The organism is Chryseobacterium sp. ON_d1 (assembly GCF_006829085.1).
In the GTDB taxonomy this organism is placed as follows: Bacteria; Bacteroidota; Bacteroidia; order Flavobacteriales; family Weeksellaceae; genus Chryseobacterium.
In genome coordinates this window covers 1-16,917 of sequence record NZ_BJTC01000019.1, presented here as the reverse complement: position 1 = coordinate 16,917, position 16,917 = coordinate 1, and the positions used below count along the sequence as shown (strand labels likewise).

Genomic DNA, 16,917 nt, shown 5'->3' with positions numbered 1-16,917 from the left:
CAGTCCGGGTACAAAGTAAATCTTGTCCTATGGCAAGCACTTTCTTAGTATATCCTGATAATTTTTAAGTATAATCACCACTAAAATTTATAAAATGAAAATCAATGAAATTTACGTCAACTTACCGATAAAAGACGTTCAAAAAACCAGAGAGTTCTGGACGAAGCTGGGCTTTTCTATCAATGAGCAATTCTCAGATGATAAGGCAATTTGCGTAATCATGAAAGAAAATCATATCTATGCAATGTTTCTCAGAGAAGAATTCTTCCAGACCTTTACCAACAGGCCTTTTGCAAAAGGAGATACAACACAGGTGCTTCTCGCCATAGGAGTTAATAGCCGTGACGAAGTGGATAACATGGTAAAAACAGCTATAGAAAACGGAGGTTCAAAATACAGCGAGCCTATGGATCACGGATGGATGTACCAAAGCAGTTTTGCAGACCTTAACGGCCATCAGTGGGAAGTAATGCATGCAGATGTTTCTCAATTACCTTCCGAATAATTGCTGTCTTCCAACTATCAAATAACAGCTACATGGAAACACAGGCAAACGATGTCGAACTGATAAAAAACCAGGTAGTCAGTACCTATTATGTAATCAGTTCCAATATTGAAGGCATTACGAATGAAGAATCTATGGTTTTTCCAAACGGTGAAGCCAACTGTATGAACTGGATTCTTGGACATTTGATCTACATCAGAAATCCTTTACTGAATATCTTAGGAGAAGAATCCGTGTGGGACAGCGAAAAATTTTCTTTCTACAACAGAGGTGAAATTGCTCTGGATCACAAAGATAAACTGGTTAGCTTCGAAGAATTAAAATCCTATTTAAAACAATCTCAGGACAAACTGGAAGCAAAACTCAACACTCTTAACAGCTTCCAAACTGAAATGGTTAAAGATATCTCCACCCTAAGCCTTCATGAAATATACCACAGCGGACAGCTGGGCTATCTCAGGAGAATTTTAGGGAAACCGGGCGCAATAAAATAACTTGGTTTTTGTTCGGAATAATAAATGAACTGCAGAAGTTTCCAGACTATTTTAGAAAAGTACAGTTTTCATCGAAGATAAAATCCTCGCACCTTAAAAATACACAGTCTGTAAAATCTGTAGCGCCTTTGAGTTTATCCCAAATTCTAACCTCTAACTTCTAATCTAATTAAAATGGACACCCCAAAATCAAAAAAAATAGAACTCGTTATTCCGGCTTACAGAATGCATTCCCAAAGCTTTATGAATGTTTTGGAAGGCATTTCGGAAGAAGATGCTCTGAAAAGAATTGAAAATAAAACCAATCATATTGTATGGATGGCAGGAAACTTTATCAATATGCGCTACGGCCTGGGTGCGGTATTGGGACTTGAGGAACAGGATCTTTATAATGACTTGTTTTTCCAGGGAAAAGCACTCGATGAAAGCTTTAAATATCCGACTTTGGCTGAATTGAAAGAAAACTTTCATGCAATTTCTGCTAAAGTATATCAAAGACTTCATGAAGTAACAGATGTAGAACTGGATGAAATATTTGAAATAGGAATGAATATCCCTTTTATCAAAGAAACAAAACTCAATTTTGTCGGAATGTGTATTGGCCGTGAAGACTATTTATGCGGACAGATAGGTTTGATGCGTAGGATTTTAAATTATCCGGGAATGAAATATGATGTTGACGAAAACCTTGAATATTAGCAATGAATCCAGTAGAAAAAGGCTATAAAAAGGTCAACGGAATTCAGTTATACTATGAGATCTATGGATCAGGAAAACCTCTGGTTCTGATTCATGGAGGCGGATCTTCAATTCTGTATGATTTCAGAGAAGTCATTACAAGACTGGACGGCAAATTCCAGCTCATAGGAATCGATTTACAAAATCATGGAAGAAGCGAACACCGCAATATTCCTGAAACATTTGAGCAGGATGCGGACGATGTTGCAGGAGTTCTGGCAGAACTGAACATAGGAAAAGCCTCATTCTGGGGATTCAGCAACGGTGGAAGTACGGTGATGCAGATTGCCTACCGTCATCCCGGTATTGTTGAAAAATTAGTCGTTGCATCAGCTTTCTATAAAAGGAGCGGAATGATAGACGGCTTTTTTGAAGGAATGCAGGAAGCCACATTCGAATCGATGCCGGAACCTTTCAAAATTAATTTTTTAAGTCTCAATCCGGACTTTTCAAAACTGGAAAATCTTTTTGAGAAAGACTGTACAAGAATGCAGACTTTTCAGGACTGGGATGATGAGGTGTTGTCTTCCATAAAATCACCCACCTTATTCATCAGTGGTGATCAAGATGTGATGAAGCCGGAACACGCTGCTGAAATGTGGCGGTTGGTGAAAGGCTCCAGATTAATGATACTTCCCGTTACACACGGCATTTATATGATGCCGGATTTTGACGGAAGTATTGATACAGGCTTAATAGACTTTACCGTCAGAGAGGTAGAAAAGTTTTTAAACCATTAAGATTTTTGAAAAATAGTATAACTCACCTGAATTTACTATTCATATTAACTTAAATAATTCTTAATGGATCAATCATAGAACCTATATTTTATAATATTAACTTTAAAATTAAAAATCATGGCTAAATTAAATCCGTATCTGAATTTTGACGGAACTGCTGAGGAAGCGTTCAATTTTTACAAATCTGTTTTCGGTGGTGAATTCGTTGGTGGAATTCATAAAATGGGAAATGCTCCCGGTACCGACAACCTTTCAGAAGAAGAAAAAAACAGAGTGATGCATGTTGCCCTGCCTATCGGGAACGATCTTTTAATGGCATCTGATATTGTTCCTGGATTTGGACAGACTCTTACTGTAGGAAACAACAATTATGTTTCTATTTTCCCCGATTCCAAAAGCGAAGCAGACAGGATTTTTAAAGAACTTTCTGAAGGCGGAAATGTGGAAATGCCTATTGAAGACCAGTTTTGGGGAGACTATTTCGGATGCTTCCAGGATAAATATGGTGTTCATTGGATGGTGAACTATAATGAAGAATACGCAAAATAATCCTATATTTAACTCATTATAAAAAGAGATGCCCGTTGTATGGGCAGCTCTTTGTTTCAACTAAAAAATCAGAACTATGGATCCAATTAAAATAGACATCACAATTTTAGCACCGGTTGAAAAGGTCTGGAACTATTTCAATGAACCCAAACATATTACGAGATGGAACTTCGCCCATGAAAGCTGGCATTGTCCCAGTTCTGAAAATAATCTTGAAATAGGAGGTAAATTCAAAAACAGGATGGAAGCGAAAGACAAAAGCTTTGGGTTTGATTTTGAAGGAGTGTATGATGAAATCATACCTCATCAGGTGATCAAATATCATTTGGAGGACGGGAGGAAAGTAGAAGTTATTTTCGATAAAATAGATGACAATACAACGAAAGTGATTGAAATTTTCGATCCGGAAAAACAAAATTCTGTGGAAATGCAGCGGGATGGCTGGTATGCCATTCTCAACAATTTCCACAAGTATGTGGAGAATCATTAACAATATTTTTTGTAGCCATGATCAATTTAGTTATCATGTCAAAGAGTTTAAATTCTATGTATGCTTTTAATTATGACCCAAAGGAAGGATTTCTTCAGGGGATAATTGCAATACGCGCAAGAAGAGCACTGGAAAAAGAAAAAATAGATTCTTTGGAAAAACTGTCAGATTATTCCGAAAAAGAAATCATGCAGCTTCATGGTTTTGGTAAGAATACAATGATGAAGCTGAAAGATTACATGAAAGAACATCAGATGTGTTTTAAGGAAGTATAAATTATACAGCATAGATTTTTAATGTGTCATTGCATCAGGTAACACAAAATCTTTAGGTGCAAGGACATAGATTTCTTTTGCTTTTTGTTGTCTGACATAATTTTGACTAAAAAATTAATAATAGAGCTCTCTGTCAACATAGAAACTTCACGGGTTTTAAGAACTTTGGATTCCTGTATCACTGTTCACTACTGAACTTTTGGGTTTGTGAGATAAAGAAAACAAAAGAATTTTAACTCCGCTTAAAAATTTTCTGAAATATACAAACAATACAAAAATCAAATTAACATTAAACTTATGAATAACGATATTTTCCCGTGTCTCTGGTATGATGGAGACGCTAAACAATCTGCAGAATTTTACTGTAAAATTTTTGGAGGTGAGATTACAGCTGATACCCCTGTCGTGATGAATATTGATCTGTTCGGACAAAGGCTGATGCTGTTAAATGGCGGCCCGCAATTCAAAAAAAATCCTTCTGTTTCTTTTATGGTAATCTGTGAAACGGAAGATGAGGTTCAAAAATACTGGGACCAATTATTGGATGGAGGGATCGCCTTAATGGAACTGGGATCTTATTCATGGAGCTCAAAATACGGATGGGTTCAGGATAAATATGGAGTGACCTGGCAATTGTTTTTGGGAGAAAAAGCAAATGATCAGAAAATAATTCCTACTTTAATGTTCATCCACCAGAACAATGGAAAAGCAAAAGAAGCCATGGAGCTTTATACCAGGACTTTTCCGAACTCAAGCATAGGAAATGTACTGACGTATGGAGCAGGAAGTGAGGGACATGATATTCCGGAACCGGCAGAAAATGTTCAGCATGCCCATTTTGTAATTGATAATTACAGCTTATTCTGCATGGACAACTCCTATGATCACCCGTTTGATTTTAATGAAGGAATATCATTGGTTGTCATGACAGACGATCAGCAGCAGACCGACAAGTACTGGAATACACTGACTGCAGACGGAGGAAGAGAAAGTATGTGCGGCTGGCTCAAAGATCAATATGGGCTGAGCTGGCAGATTGTTCCTAAAAGACTTATTCAGCTGATGAATGATTCTGATCAGGAAAAAGCCTATAAAGTAGTTCAGGCCATGATGAAAATGCAGAAAATCATCATTCAGGATCTGGAAGAAGCTTATCGTTCTTAATTTATTTCGGCGTATTGTTTGATGGTATTTAGAGAAAAGATTTGCATATGAAAACACAGAACAAATCAGACTCTAAGTCAAAAATCCCTAAAGAAGGGCTGTTTCCGGAGATTATCCGGAATGATTATCAGGGAAGCCGGAAGCTGCAGGGTAAAAAAGCAGTGATTTCCGGGGGAGACAGTGGCATAGGACAGGCTGTAGCAGTTCATTTTGCCAGAGAAGGAGCAGATGTCGCCATTATCTATAAAGAAAGCGATGATGATGCGAGAGAAACCAAGAAGCTGGTGGAAAAAGAAGGGCAGAAGTGTATTCTGATCAAAGGAGATCTTACCAGGAAAACATTCAGAACAAAGTGTGCAGACAAAATTAAAGCAGAGTGGAAGAGCCTTGATATTCTGGTCAATAACGCCGGAATTCATACCTCGAAAACCAGTCTGGAAAAAATTTCTGATGAACAGATTCAGGAAACGTTTGAAACCAATATCATTTCCATGATTTCATTCACCAGAAATTTTCTTCCGCTGATAGGAAAAGGAGGACGGATCATTTGTACAACTTCTGTCACAGCATACCGCGGAAGCGATCATCTGATAGATTATGCGGCGACAAAGGGTGCTGTTTTATCTTTTATCCGGTCTTTGGCAGATAATCTCGCCGAAAAAGAAATTCTGGTGAACGGAATTGCACCCGGGCCTATCTGGACTCCGCTGGTGAAAGAAGCTTTTGATGATCTCTCCACATTTGGAAAAGATACTCCGCTGAAACGTGCGGGACAGCCTTCTGAAGTAGCACCAGCTTATGTTTTTCTTGCTTCAAAAGATGCAAGTTATATCACCGGGGAAATCATTCATATTAACGGTGGTGATTTTGTCGGAGGATAAATGAGAAGCCAGGGGCAAGAAGTTAGAAGTTAGAAGTGATTGATCAATAATTTCACTCACCCTAAAACTCTCTCACTCTCAAACCCTCTCACCCATTACCCACCACTTAATACTTAAAAAATGGAAAAATTATCATACGAAATAGAAATCAATGCCGAACCTGAAAAAGTATGGAGTGTCCTTTGGGGCGATATTACCTACAGGCAATGGACATCGGCATTTACAGACGGTTCTTTTTATGAAGGAACCCTCGAAGAAAATAATATCGTTAAATTCCTTGACCCTAAAAACAACGGAATGTACAGTAGGGTTGAAAAAGTAATTCCTAATGAAGAAATAAGATTTCTGCATCTGGGAGAGGTTTATGATGGTATTGAAGTTCCTCAGGATTGGGGTGAAGCTACAGAAGCGTACTTTCTGAATGAGAATGAAGAGGGAACTTTACTGAAAGCAGAAATTCAGACGCCTGCAGAATTTAAAGAGTTTTTTGAGGAAAAATTCCCAAAAGCCATGTCACTCGTTAAGCATCTTGCGGAAAATCAACTCTAGGATCTGCTAAAAAATAATACGAATCATAAAAAGTTAAAATATGGAAACCTTATCATACGAAACAGTCATTGATGCTCCCATGCAGAAAGTCTGGGACATTCTCTGGAGTCCAGAAACATACAGTGAGTGGACCCGGTATTTTGGAGAAGGATCTGTCATGAAATCCGACTGGAAGGTAGGTGGAAAAACGTACTTTGTCAATGCCCACGGAGAAGGAATGGTCTCTACTATAGACAGTCTGGATGAACCCAGACAGGTGGTATTCAAGCATCTGGGGATGATAGATAAGGAAGGTCATGAAGATACACACAGCAAAGAAGTAATGGAATGGAGCGGCAGTTTTGAGAAATATTTCCTGATCGACTTCGATGGGAAAACAAAACTTCATACAGAGGTTCAGGTTGAAAAAGAATGGCAGGATCATCTCAATACTGGATTTACAAAAGGGCTCATGATTGTGAAAAGTCTTGCTGAAGGCGTTAACCTTGATTCAGTATAATATAATTCAACGTTTAGAGTTCAAGGTTTCAAGTTTAAAACTGATACCTGAGCCTAATCCCTGTAACCTGCAACCTATTATCAACTATGAAACTACTTGTCATACTTTTTGGAACATGTATTCTGGCTTTGCTGGCAACTTTTCTTTTTCAGGGGAAACCGGATTTTATATTTTCGGGAAACCTGGGAATGGCTGTTTTTATCATCTTTACAGGCTTTTCGCATTTTAAATTCCAAAAAGGAATGGCAATGATGATCCCTGATTTTATTCCCGGAAAACTGTTTTGGGTCTATTTTACAGGGGTACTGGAAATTGCGGCAGGGATTGGACTTATGATTCCGTCCGTCCGTGAAACTACAGCTGTTTTACTGGTCATTTTTTATGTATTGGTTTTTATTGCCAACATCAATTCATCCAGGAAAAAGATCAATATTTTTAAAGCAGATTATACAGGTCCCGGGATGAAATACCTTTATTATCAAAGGATTCCCATGCAGGTTATTTTAATTGCCTGGACGTGGTATTTCGGAATTTATTTACACTAAAAAAGACAGTCGGGAAAGGCTGTCTTTTTCATATTCATAATGTTTTTTTAATTAAGTGATAGAAAATTGTAACATTTTATAGGGATAATGTGTCTTATTGTATAAATGCACTTGATTTTATTATTTTAAAAAGGTGCTTTCAATAACTTTTAACCCTTAAAATATAAGTTATGAATCTACTGAATCCCAAAATTTTCGGTACAGCCTATATTGTACTGTCTACTATTATGATCAACGCACAAAGTTCTACTGCCAAACTGCCGGGAGATCCTACTTTGCCATCTTCCAAAGCCAATCTTGAAAAGCTTATTTCTTACGACAAAGGAAACTTTAAATACAAAGTTGAAGACTATTTTGCAAGACCAAAAGCTTCAGCATTTAAAATCTCTCCTGACGGAAAGTACCTTTCCTACAAAGAAAAAGATCAGGATAAAAAAAATCACGTCTATGTTAAAGATCTTAGCACAGGAAAAATTACCAAAGCTATTGTCGAAAAAGATGATCTGGTAAGAGGGTATGGATGGCTGAACAAAAAACGTCTTTTCTATACTCAGGATAGGGGCGGAAATGAAAATATACACCTTTATGCTACGGATACAGATGGTGGGAATCAAAAGGATCTGACACCGTTTGATGGCGTAAAAGTACAGTCAATTATTCCGATAAAGGATACGGATTTCGTTGTGGTGACCATGAATAAAAACAACAAACAGATCTTTGAACCATTTAAAATTAATTTTGTTACAGGGGAAATGACCCAGCTGTATGAAAATAAAGATGTCAACAGCCCTATTGATGATTACCTTTTTGATAAAGACGGAAATCTGAGAGGATACAGCGTTCTTGAAAACGGACTGACTACAAAAACCTATTATAAAGACCTGCAGACCGGCAAATTCAATCTGATCAAATCTGCAGACTGGTCTGATACCTTCAGTATTATAGAATTTAATGAAAATTCTAAAAATAAAGACGAAGCATATGTAGTAACCAACCTTGATAGCGATAAAGCGAGGATTGTATTGTATGATCTTAAGAAAAATGCTGTGATAAAAGAAATTTATTCCAATCCGGTATATGATGTAAGCTCAATAAGTACTGCAGGTAAAAACAGAAACTATGAGCTTGATTACATCAGCTATGAAGGAACCAAAGGAGAAACGGTTCCGGTAAGTAAATTTTATAAGGAAATACATGATCAATTAAAAGCTCAGTTTGGAGATAAAGAATTTGGAATTGTTTCTTCTGATGATAATAATAATAAACTTCTGGTTATTGTAGGAAGTGATAAGCTCTATGGAACTTATTATGAATATGATACCAAGACCAAGCAAACCAAACTTCTGTACAACCTGATGCCACAGCTGAAGGAAGAAGATATGGCCGAGATGAGACCTATCGAATTTAAAAGCAGAGACGGATTGACAATCCATGGATATATTACATTACCTAAAGCAGCACTGGAAGGTAAAAAAGTTCCCTTGATTGTAAATCCTCACGGCGGTCCTCAGGGAATCAGAGACAGCTGGGGATTCAATCCGGAAGCACAGCTGTTTGCAAGCCGTGGATATGCAACGCTTCAGGTGAACTTCAGAATTTCCGGAGGATACGGAAAATCATTCCAGAAAGCCGGGTACAAACAGATCGGAAGAAAAGCAATGGATGATGTGGAAGACGGAGTAAAATATGCCATTGAACAGGGATGGGTTGATAAGGATAAAGTTGCCATTTACGGTGGAAGCCATGGTGGATATGCAACCCTGATGGGATTGATTAAGACCCCGGATTTATATGCTTGTGGAGTAGATTATGTAGGCGTATCCAACATCTTTACTTTCTTTGATTCTTTCCCTGAATACTGGAAACCTTATAAAGAAATGGTAAAACAGATCTGGTATGACCTTGACAATCCTGAAGAGGCAAAAATCGCTAAGGAAGTTTCCCCGGTTTACCAGATTGATAAGATCAAAAAGCCTTTATTTGTAGTTCAGGGAGCTAACGATCCAAGGGTTAATATCAATGAATCTGATCAGATTGTAAAAGCGATGCGTGCCAAAGGATTTGAAGTTCCTTATCTGGTAAAATATGATGAAGGACACGGATTTGGAAAAGAGCCTAACAGGATTGAACTTTATAAGTCAATGTTAGGATTCTTTGCTGAAAATTTTAATAAGTAACCTATAATTTTATAATGTTTGAAACGGAAGGCTCAGGTCCTCCGTTTCTTTTTTTTTATTATTGATTAGGTGGTGTTTAGATTCCTACGGAATGACAAGCTGTATGGATAAACTATCATTACAATTGTGTCATTCCGTAGGAATCTCAAATGACGTCAGAAATTGAGAATGGATAAAAGATCTTTATCATTCATCAATTACCAATTATCGCTCATCAGCTTAGCCCCGATAGAAGCGGTTACCCCGGAACATGAATAGGAGAGTCTGTGGGCAGGAGTGTGGGATGGTCTGGCGTGAGGAGTATGAGCGGATAGCGGGAAAAAGCTCCCTTAAATATAAGTAATGAGTAATGGGTAATCCGGGGATAATTGAGAAGATAAAAAACCGATGGATAAAAGAAAAACTGAATTGTAAGAAAAATATTTTAAATTTATTAAAGTAAAACCAAAAGGCTAACCGTCATATCAGTATGGAGGTTGTCGAAAAAATAACAATGCCACAGAAGGAGAAAGAAAGCATCATCTCACAGACCGTTTCCAACTACGGAGGGAAGCTGATGTCCTATATTCGTCCGAAAGTGAAAAACACGGAGGATGCAGAAGATATTCTGCAGGAAGTGTGGTATCAGTTCAGTAGCCTTACGAACCTTTCTGAGATCGTAAACGTTGGAGGCTGGCTGTACAGGGTAACGGCAAATAAAATTACAGACCGTTACCGTAAAAAGAAAACAGAAAATCTTGAAGATTTCGTATATGAAGATGAAGACGGCAGTTTTTCTATCAAGGATATCCTTTTGATGGATGAAAGCGCGGGTCCTGAAGTGAAGATGTTTCAGGATGAGATCTGGAAAAAACTGTTTGAAGCACTTGATGAACTTCCCGAAAAGCAAAGGCTGGTCTATGTAGAAAATGAACTGAACGACAAAACCCTCCAGGAGATCGCCGATGAACAGGGAGAAAACATCAAAACCATCATCAGTAGAAAAAACTATGCTGTGAAGCACCTGAGAAACAGATTGAGAAAGTTATACGAAGATTTAAAAAGTTAGAAAAAGAAATTATGAATCATAAACACAAAAAAGGCTGGATTTTTTTATTGTTATGCCCGCCGTTAATTTTAGCCACCGTTACATGGATTGTAATGATGCTTTGGAACTGTCTTCTTCCTGATATTTTAGGAGTGAAAACAATTACTTTCTGGCAGGCAATGGGAATACTGATCTTAAGCAAAATTCTTTTCGGAGGTTTTCATTTCGGTAAAGGAATGAGAGATTTTAAGGAAAGAAAAATGAGAGAAAAAATGGCAGGTTTGTCTCCTGAAGAACGTGAGAAGTTCAAGGAAGTCTGGAGAAACAAATGCTCCGGTGGATTCTTCAACAGAAATAACGAATAATTTAAAAATTTGAAAGAAGTAGTAAAGTAAAATTAAAATTCATTCGTCTCTATAAAAAACAAGAAGTAGTAAAATTTAAAATTTTGAAAAAATGAAAAATTCAGCATTAAAAGGAGCTCTTGGAGCACTAGCCGTTGTGGGGGTAGCACTAATTGCTAAAAAAGCCGCACAAAGAAAAAGATTTATCAAAGGTATTTTTGATGAGTACGGAATTAAAGAAAAATCACCTTTCGGCCTGGCAGATAAAATCAGAGAAATGAATGATGAAGACTATCAGGAACTGAAAGGGAAGTTTAAAAAAGAATTCGCTTCAAGATGCTGCAGAAAGGATAATACCTGCGAAGCATAATAGGTAAAGAACTAAATTGAAATTGTTTAATTCCGGCGCGGGAAGCAAAGCTTTCCGTGCCGGAATTTTTTTATTAAAAACACATGAAATCTTACAAGAAAAAACTTTTAATACTACATTTGTATAATAAATAGAAAGATTATCATGAAGCCTAGGAATATTTATATGGCAGTACTGTCATTTCTCTCAGTCGTTATTTACGGACAGAATTCTCAACAAAAACAATACATTTTCTTTTTACATAATAAATTTCTGGAGGATCATTCTTTTGACGAAAAACATCCCCAATATGGTGTTGCAGAATATGAAACAATACTTAATAAACTAAAGGATAAAAATACGGTTCTTATTTCCGAGAAAAGAAAAGCCAATACGGATCCCACAGTTTATGCTCAGAAAGTGAAAAAACAGATTGACAGTCTCATGAAAAAAGGTATTCCTGCCGGAAGAATAACAGTGGTAGGAACTTCTCAGGGAGGTTATATTGCACAGTATGTGTCTAATTATGAGAAGAACTCACAATTGAAATTTGTTTTTATTGGTGCCAGTTTTAAAGATGATTCTTTGGAAAAAAACAAAAACTTCAGATTGTACGGAAGAATCCTTTCCATTACTGAAAAATCAGATAACGGACATGTTCCGATGTCTAAGGAACAACGTCTTATAAGATCAGGTATTAAAGATTTTAAAGAAATAGAGCTTAATACAGGACTGAATCATGGCTTCCTTTTCAAAGCCCTCAATGACTGGATTGCTCCCACTAAGCAATGGATTTTCCATAAATAGATAGCGGCGGTCTATTACCATTTAGTGGTTATCATTGAAGTTGCTGAGAAATGATCTGTGTAATTTGTAAAATCTGCGGGTAGAAATTAAAGTTGAGATTCCCCGCTATGCTCGGAATGACAAAAGGACTGTTGAACTCACTCAATTCGCAGCATTTGTTGAGAAGGACAATTTTATCGGAGATAAAATCTTCGTGCCTTAAAATATACAGTTTGAAAAAGAACTAGCGTCTTTGCGTTTTCCAACCTTAAAACAATAAACGATATTGAGATTGCTTCATCTCGATTCGCAATGACTTTTAGATTCTTTTTTCTATCAAAATTTTACCATAAACATCAAACGCAAAGAAAAATAAATCCTTATTTTTGTAGTACTCAATGAAAGATTACTACTATTTTCTCGGGATATCACAGGATGCTTCAGAAGAAGACGTCAAAAAAGCCTATCGGAAACTGTCTTTAAAATATCACCCTGATAAAAATGATAATGATGACTTTTTCGCAGATCGCTTTCGTGAAATTCAGGAGGCTTATGAAACATTGAGTGATCCGGTCAGAAGACGAACGTATGACCAGAACCTGGAAAGTCATCAGCGAAGTTTCAGGTATAATATTCCTCCTGCAATCAAAACTTTTACAGCCAATAAAATTCATGCAAAAAAAGGAGAGGAAATCATTATCAGCTGGCAGACGAGTAATGCTGATGTGGTAAAGGTGTTGCCTTTTGGGTTAGAAAAACCGTATGGAGAAAGGATTTTTAAGATCACAGAATTTAAGGACGGAAAATTCCAGCTTCTGCTTCATGCAACGAATTCTCTTTTGCACAAAACAGTTGTTCAGGGAATCACCATCACAGAAGTTTTTGAGAATGATGCTGAAAAGTTCAAAAATTCTGTAGAAGAAATGTTTAAACCACAACCCAGAACCCGAATTAACAAGTCAGGTCAGCCTAAAATTATGATGCTGATCTGGGGGATTATTATTTTAGTGATTGCAGTCTATATGCTGATCAAAAATTTCAGCTAGTTTATGCCATTTTTTTTCTTCCCGGGCATTTTTTACATCTTTTACCCTTCTTGAATTTTTTACAGCACGATTTCTTTTCACAGAACATCTCTTCATTATTGAATGTGTAAGGAGCCAAAGGCGGAACTTTAAATGGGACTATCATATTCATGCTGCAAATATATTAATTTAGAATAAATATAATTAATAAAATTTCATAAAATTCTTACAACCTGACGAATAGCAGTCAGAGTTTACTTTAAAACAGTTTAAAAGGCTTAAAGTTGAATGATAAATAGATCCTGTTTACTACCAAAATAGATGTTGAATAAATTTATTCTTATAGATTCTTTTTTAATATAAGTTCAATCAATAAGGGTAAAATTTATTGATTAAATACACTTTTTTTAATAATGCATAACATACCTGATTATATGGAAATTGATAATTTACCTTGTGTATTATGTATAGAATAATGATTATTGTTGATGAGATTAGTGTAAACCTTATCATAATTTGCGAAATGCAAATTGTGAGAAAAGTCACATATATATGTGTGAATTATCACCTCAGTAGTACTCTTGTGAAATCGTCTAAAAAATTGTAATTTTACCCATCTTTTTACAAACAAAATCTAATAAATAAAAATGAATACAGAACAGTTTGTGAGCCGCCACATTTCCCTTAATGAAGCCGATAAACAGGCGATGTTGGAAAAACTTGGCGTTTCAAGTATTGAAGAGTTAATTTCTCAGACTATCCCTTCTTCTATCCGTTTAGAGAAAGATCTTGAGATCTCGGAACCACTTTCTGAATATGAAATGTTGAACCATTCAAAAGATTTGGCATCAAAAAATACAGATTATACAAGTTATATCGGATTTGGATACCACAATACGCTTTTGCCTTCAGCAATCCAGAGAAATATTTTTGAAAACCCTAGCTGGTATACGGCGTATACTCCATATCAGGCAGAAATTGCACAGGGAAGACTTGAAGCTCTTCTTAATTTCCAGACTGTAGTATGCGATCTTACAGGCTTCGCTTTGGCAAACGCATCTTTATTGGATGAATCTACTGCTGCTGCTGAAGCCATGCATATGTTCTTCAATAACAGATCTAAAGACCAGAAAAAAGCAGGTGCCAATAAATTCTTCATTTCTGACCTGGTTCTTCCTCAAACCATTTCTGTATTAAAAACAAAAGCTGAAGGGCTGGAAATTGAAATCGTAGTTGGAGATCATAAAACACATCAGTTTGATGCTTCTTACTATGGTGTTTTATTACAGTATCCTGGTAAAAACGGAATCGTTTTAGATTATACTGAGGATATCGTAGAATATAAAAAACTAGACCTTCAGGTAGCTGTTGCTTGTGATCCTTTGGCTTTGGTTAAGTTAAAATCTCCTGCAGAAATGGGAGCTGACTGTGCTGTAGGGACTACCCAGAGATTCGGTATTCCGTTAGGATATGGAGGACCTCACGCAGCTTTCTTTGCTTGTAGAGAAGATTATAAAAGAGATATCCCGGGAAGAATTATTGGTGTTTCTCAGGATATGTACGGAAGACGTGCATTAAGAATGGCTTTGCAGACAAGAGAGCAGCATATCAAAAGAGAGAAAGCGACTTCAAACATCTGTACAGCTCAGGTTCTTTTGGCGGTAATGGCAGGGATGTATGCTGTTTATCACGGTCCGAAAGGATTAAACTATATCGCAGATCAGATCCACTTCAAAGCAAACGCTTTAAAGGGAGGTCTTAAAGCATTAGGTTATCAGGTAGTAGAAGAGCCGATCTTCGATACCGTGAAAATCACAATGCCTGAAGATGAGAAAGCAAGATTGGTAAGACTGATGCTGGATCACAGACTTAACCTTAACTATTTTACAGAAGGGGTTGTAAGTATTGCGATCAACGAAAGTACAACATTAGAGAAATTAAACTATCTGATGGCTTCTTTCGCTCAGTTTAAAGACAAGCAGACTTTCAAATTAGAAATCAAAGAAGGATACAGTATTCCTGAGGAAAACTTAAGAAAAGATGAAATTCTTACGGAATCAGTATTCAACAAATACCATACGGAAACAGAACTGATGCGTTACATCAAGCGTCTTGAGAGAAAAGACTTATCATTGACTCATTCAATGATTTCTTTGGGATCTTGTACGATGAAACTCAACGCAGCGACTCAGATGTTACCGCTTTCATGGGAAAACTGGGGGGCAATTCACCCATTTGTACCTGTAAACCAGGCAGAAGGATACCAGGAAATGATCCGTGAACTGGAGAAAGACTTAGCGGAAATTACAGGTTTTGCAGGAACTTCTCTTCAGCCAAACTCAGGAGCTCAGGGAGAATATGCAGGATTAATGGTTATCAGACAATATCATATCTCAAGAGGTGACCACCACAGAAATGTAGTACTGATCCCTCAGTCTGCACACGGAACCAATCCGGCTTCTGCTGCTATGGCAGGAATGAAAATCGTAGTTGTGAAAAACCTTGAAAACGGGGAAATCGACTTCGAAGATCTTAAAGCTAAAACAGAACTTCATTCAGCGAACTTATCTGCTGTAATGATCACTTATCCTTCGACTTACGGATTCTTTGATGCCAACATTAAAGAAATTACCAACCTTATCCATGAGCATGGAGGACAGGTATACATGGATGGTGCGAATATGAACGCTCAGGTAGGATTTACAAGTCCAGGAAACATCGGAGCTGACGTTTGCCACCTTAACCTTCACAAAACTTTCGCAATTCCTCACGGAGGTGGAGGTCCTGGAGTAGGTCCAATCTGTGTTGCTAAACACTTAGTGCCTTTTCTTCCTTCCAACGCTAATATCAGAATCGGATCTAAAGAAGCAATCGATGGTATTTCTGCTGCTCCTTACGGCTCAGGATTGATCCTTAACATTTCTTATGCATACATCAAAATGTTAGGAACTGAAGGTCTTAAAAAGGCTACAGGACATGCTATTCTTAATGCCAACTATCTGAAAGAAGTATTAGCAGAGCATTTCCCGATTTTATATTCAAACGAAAACGGAAGAGTAGCTCACGAATGTATCGTAGATTTCCGTCAGTTCAAATCTTTAGGAATTGAAGTGGCTGATGTGGCGAAGAGATTGATGGATTATGGTTTCCATGCACCTACTGTTTCTTTCCCGGTGGCAGGTACACTGATGATTGAGCCTACAGAATCTGAAAGCAAGGCTGAAATCGACCGTTTTGCTGAAGCGCTGATCTCTATTAAAAAAGAAATTGATGAAATTGCCAACGGTGAAGCAGATGCAACAAACAACGTATTGAAAAATGCTCCACACACAGAACAACTGGTGATCTCTGATTCATGGGATAAACCATACAGCAGAGAAAAGGCAGCTTATCCGCTTGAATGGGTAAGAGACCACAAATTCTTCGCTTCTGTATCAAGAGTAGATGAAGCCTACGGAGACAGAAACTTAGTATGTACTTGTGAGCCGATTGAAGCTTATATGTAATCTCAGTTTTTTAACTATAAAGAATCCCTTTCAGCAATGTGGACTGCCCCCAAAAAGTTAGACACTTTTTAGGGGCATTTTTTTATGTATAGAAAAGAAAAATTTAGCGTTGCTTTCAAGCTAGAATGTATTAATCTTCACAAAAATTCTCATTGTTCAATTAAATCTATAGCAACAGAGAAAGGATTTAATGAAAGCAATCTGCGCAAGTGGATTGGTTTTTATAACAAGTACGGAATCTCGGGACTATACCCTCGAAAAAACATGAGTTATT

Annotated in this window: 20 protein-coding genes; all 20 read left to right on the top strand. The window is 37.2% G+C overall.

Features of this window, described 5'->3' with window-relative positions:
- Positions 1 to 94: 94 nt before the first annotated feature.
- Positions 95 to 505, top strand: coding sequence for a VOC family protein (locus CRS_RS22905; RefSeq protein ID WP_142726269.1), 411 nt, complete (start codon positions 95 to 97; stop codon positions 503 to 505).
- A gap of 32 nt (positions 506 to 537) precedes the next feature.
- On the top strand, positions 538 to 999 hold the full coding sequence (locus CRS_RS22900; protein ID WP_142726268.1) for a hypothetical protein: 462 nt from the start codon (positions 538 to 540) through the stop codon (positions 997 to 999).
- A gap of 174 nt (positions 1,000 to 1,173) precedes the next feature.
- Positions 1,174 to 1,698, top strand: coding sequence for a DinB family protein (locus tag CRS_RS22895; RefSeq protein WP_142726267.1), 525 nt, complete (start codon positions 1,174 to 1,176; stop codon positions 1,696 to 1,698).
- 2 nt (positions 1,699 to 1,700) lie between these two features.
- A complete protein-coding gene (locus CRS_RS22890) occupies positions 1,701 to 2,477 on the top strand; it encodes an alpha/beta fold hydrolase (protein ID WP_142726266.1) in 777 nt (258 codons plus the stop codon).
- Positions 2,478 to 2,594: 117 nt separating this feature from the next.
- Complete coding sequence (locus CRS_RS22885; protein ID WP_142726265.1) at positions 2,595 to 3,026, top strand: VOC family protein; 432 nt, start codon at positions 2,595 to 2,597, stop codon at positions 3,024 to 3,026.
- 76 nt (positions 3,027 to 3,102) lie between these two features.
- Complete coding sequence (locus CRS_RS22880) at positions 3,103 to 3,516, top strand: SRPBCC family protein (RefSeq protein WP_142726264.1); 414 nt, start codon at positions 3,103 to 3,105, stop codon at positions 3,514 to 3,516.
- A gap of 35 nt (positions 3,517 to 3,551) precedes the next feature.
- A complete protein-coding gene (locus CRS_RS22875) occupies positions 3,552 to 3,791 on the top strand; it encodes a DNA-directed RNA polymerase subunit alpha C-terminal domain-containing protein (RefSeq protein ID WP_228451331.1) in 240 nt (79 codons plus the stop codon).
- 297 nt (positions 3,792 to 4,088) lie between these two features.
- On the top strand, positions 4,089 to 4,955 hold the full coding sequence (locus CRS_RS22870; protein ID WP_142726263.1) for a VOC family protein: 867 nt from the start codon (positions 4,089 to 4,091) through the stop codon (positions 4,953 to 4,955).
- A gap of 47 nt (positions 4,956 to 5,002) precedes the next feature.
- Positions 5,003 to 5,836 (top strand): SDR family oxidoreductase, encoded by an 834-nt coding sequence (locus CRS_RS22865; protein WP_142726262.1) that lies wholly within the window; start codon positions 5,003 to 5,005, stop codon positions 5,834 to 5,836.
- Positions 5,837 to 5,956: 120 nt separating this feature from the next.
- The gene (locus tag CRS_RS22860; protein WP_142726261.1) at positions 5,957 to 6,385 is read left to right on the top strand and encodes an SRPBCC domain-containing protein; all 429 of its coding nucleotides are present in this window, start codon (positions 5,957 to 5,959) and stop codon (positions 6,383 to 6,385) included.
- Between the two features lie 40 nt (positions 6,386 to 6,425).
- The gene (locus tag CRS_RS22855) at positions 6,426 to 6,884 is read left to right on the top strand and encodes an SRPBCC domain-containing protein (RefSeq protein WP_142726260.1); all 459 of its coding nucleotides are present in this window, start codon (positions 6,426 to 6,428) and stop codon (positions 6,882 to 6,884) included.
- An 86-nt stretch (positions 6,885 to 6,970) separates the two neighbouring features.
- A complete protein-coding gene (locus CRS_RS22850; protein WP_142726259.1) occupies positions 6,971 to 7,429 on the top strand; it encodes a hypothetical protein in 459 nt (152 codons plus the stop codon).
- Positions 7,430 to 7,599: 170 nt separating this feature from the next.
- Entirely contained in the window at positions 7,600 to 9,606 is a 2,007-nt protein-coding gene (locus tag CRS_RS22845; RefSeq protein ID WP_142726258.1) for a S9 family peptidase, read from the top strand.
- A gap of 493 nt (positions 9,607 to 10,099) precedes the next feature.
- A complete protein-coding gene (locus tag CRS_RS22840; protein ID WP_228406519.1) occupies positions 10,100 to 10,654 on the top strand; it encodes an RNA polymerase sigma factor in 555 nt (184 codons plus the stop codon).
- 11 nt (positions 10,655 to 10,665) lie between these two features.
- Complete coding sequence (locus CRS_RS22835; RefSeq protein WP_142726257.1) at positions 10,666 to 10,998, top strand: hypothetical protein; 333 nt, start codon at positions 10,666 to 10,668, stop codon at positions 10,996 to 10,998.
- Between the two features lie 91 nt (positions 10,999 to 11,089).
- A complete protein-coding gene (locus CRS_RS22830; protein ID WP_142726256.1) occupies positions 11,090 to 11,347 on the top strand; it encodes a hypothetical protein in 258 nt (85 codons plus the stop codon).
- 144 nt (positions 11,348 to 11,491) lie between these two features.
- Positions 11,492 to 12,133: an alpha/beta hydrolase gene (locus CRS_RS22825; protein ID WP_142726255.1), complete on the top strand. Its 642-nt coding sequence runs from the start codon at positions 11,492 to 11,494 to the stop codon at positions 12,131 to 12,133.
- Between the two features lie 377 nt (positions 12,134 to 12,510).
- Positions 12,511 to 13,158: a J domain-containing protein gene (locus tag CRS_RS22820; protein WP_142726254.1), complete on the top strand. Its 648-nt coding sequence runs from the start codon at positions 12,511 to 12,513 to the stop codon at positions 13,156 to 13,158.
- A gap of 626 nt (positions 13,159 to 13,784) precedes the next feature.
- Entirely contained in the window at positions 13,785 to 16,643 is a 2,859-nt protein-coding gene (gene gcvP / locus CRS_RS22815) for an aminomethyl-transferring glycine dehydrogenase (protein ID WP_142726253.1), read from the top strand.
- Between the two features lie 84 nt (positions 16,644 to 16,727).
- A partial coding sequence (locus CRS_RS24875; protein ID WP_142722049.1) for a helix-turn-helix domain-containing protein occupies positions 16,728 to 16,917 on the top strand: 190 nt, incomplete at its 3' end.

Coding starts and splice junctions, on each gene's coding strand:
- CRS_RS22825 (WP_142726255.1), top strand. CDS start 11,492: ATGAAGCCTAGGAATATTTATATGGCAGTACTGTCATTTCTCTCAGTC.
- CRS_RS22905 (WP_142726269.1), top strand. CDS start 95: ATGAAAATCAATGAAATTTACGTCAACTTACCGATAAAAGACGTTCAA.
- CRS_RS22875 (WP_228451331.1), top strand. CDS start 3,552: ATGTCAAAGAGTTTAAATTCTATGTATGCTTTTAATTATGACCCAAAG.
- CRS_RS22900 (WP_142726268.1), top strand. CDS start 538: ATGGAAACACAGGCAAACGATGTCGAACTGATAAAAAACCAGGTAGTC.
- gcvP (WP_142726253.1), top strand. CDS start 13,785: ATGAATACAGAACAGTTTGTGAGCCGCCACATTTCCCTTAATGAAGCC.
- CRS_RS22880 (WP_142726264.1), top strand. CDS start 3,103: ATGGATCCAATTAAAATAGACATCACAATTTTAGCACCGGTTGAAAAG.
- CRS_RS22855 (WP_142726260.1), top strand. CDS start 6,426: ATGGAAACCTTATCATACGAAACAGTCATTGATGCTCCCATGCAGAAA.
- CRS_RS22885 (WP_142726265.1), top strand. CDS start 2,595: ATGGCTAAATTAAATCCGTATCTGAATTTTGACGGAACTGCTGAGGAA.
- CRS_RS22820 (WP_142726254.1), top strand. CDS start 12,511: ATGAAAGATTACTACTATTTTCTCGGGATATCACAGGATGCTTCAGAA.
- CRS_RS22890 (WP_142726266.1), top strand. CDS start 1,701: ATGAATCCAGTAGAAAAAGGCTATAAAAAGGTCAACGGAATTCAGTTA.
- CRS_RS22840 (WP_228406519.1), top strand. CDS start 10,100: ATGCCACAGAAGGAGAAAGAAAGCATCATCTCACAGACCGTTTCCAAC.
- CRS_RS22850 (WP_142726259.1), top strand. CDS start 6,971: ATGAAACTACTTGTCATACTTTTTGGAACATGTATTCTGGCTTTGCTG.
- CRS_RS22860 (WP_142726261.1), top strand. CDS start 5,957: ATGGAAAAATTATCATACGAAATAGAAATCAATGCCGAACCTGAAAAA.
- CRS_RS22865 (WP_142726262.1), top strand. CDS start 5,003: ATGAAAACACAGAACAAATCAGACTCTAAGTCAAAAATCCCTAAAGAA.
- CRS_RS22870 (WP_142726263.1), top strand. CDS start 4,089: ATGAATAACGATATTTTCCCGTGTCTCTGGTATGATGGAGACGCTAAA.
- CRS_RS22895 (WP_142726267.1), top strand. CDS start 1,174: ATGGACACCCCAAAATCAAAAAAAATAGAACTCGTTATTCCGGCTTAC.
- CRS_RS22830 (WP_142726256.1), top strand. CDS start 11,090: ATGAAAAATTCAGCATTAAAAGGAGCTCTTGGAGCACTAGCCGTTGTG.
- CRS_RS22835 (WP_142726257.1), top strand. CDS start 10,666: ATGAATCATAAACACAAAAAAGGCTGGATTTTTTTATTGTTATGCCCG.
- CRS_RS22845 (WP_142726258.1), top strand. CDS start 7,600: ATGAATCTACTGAATCCCAAAATTTTCGGTACAGCCTATATTGTACTG.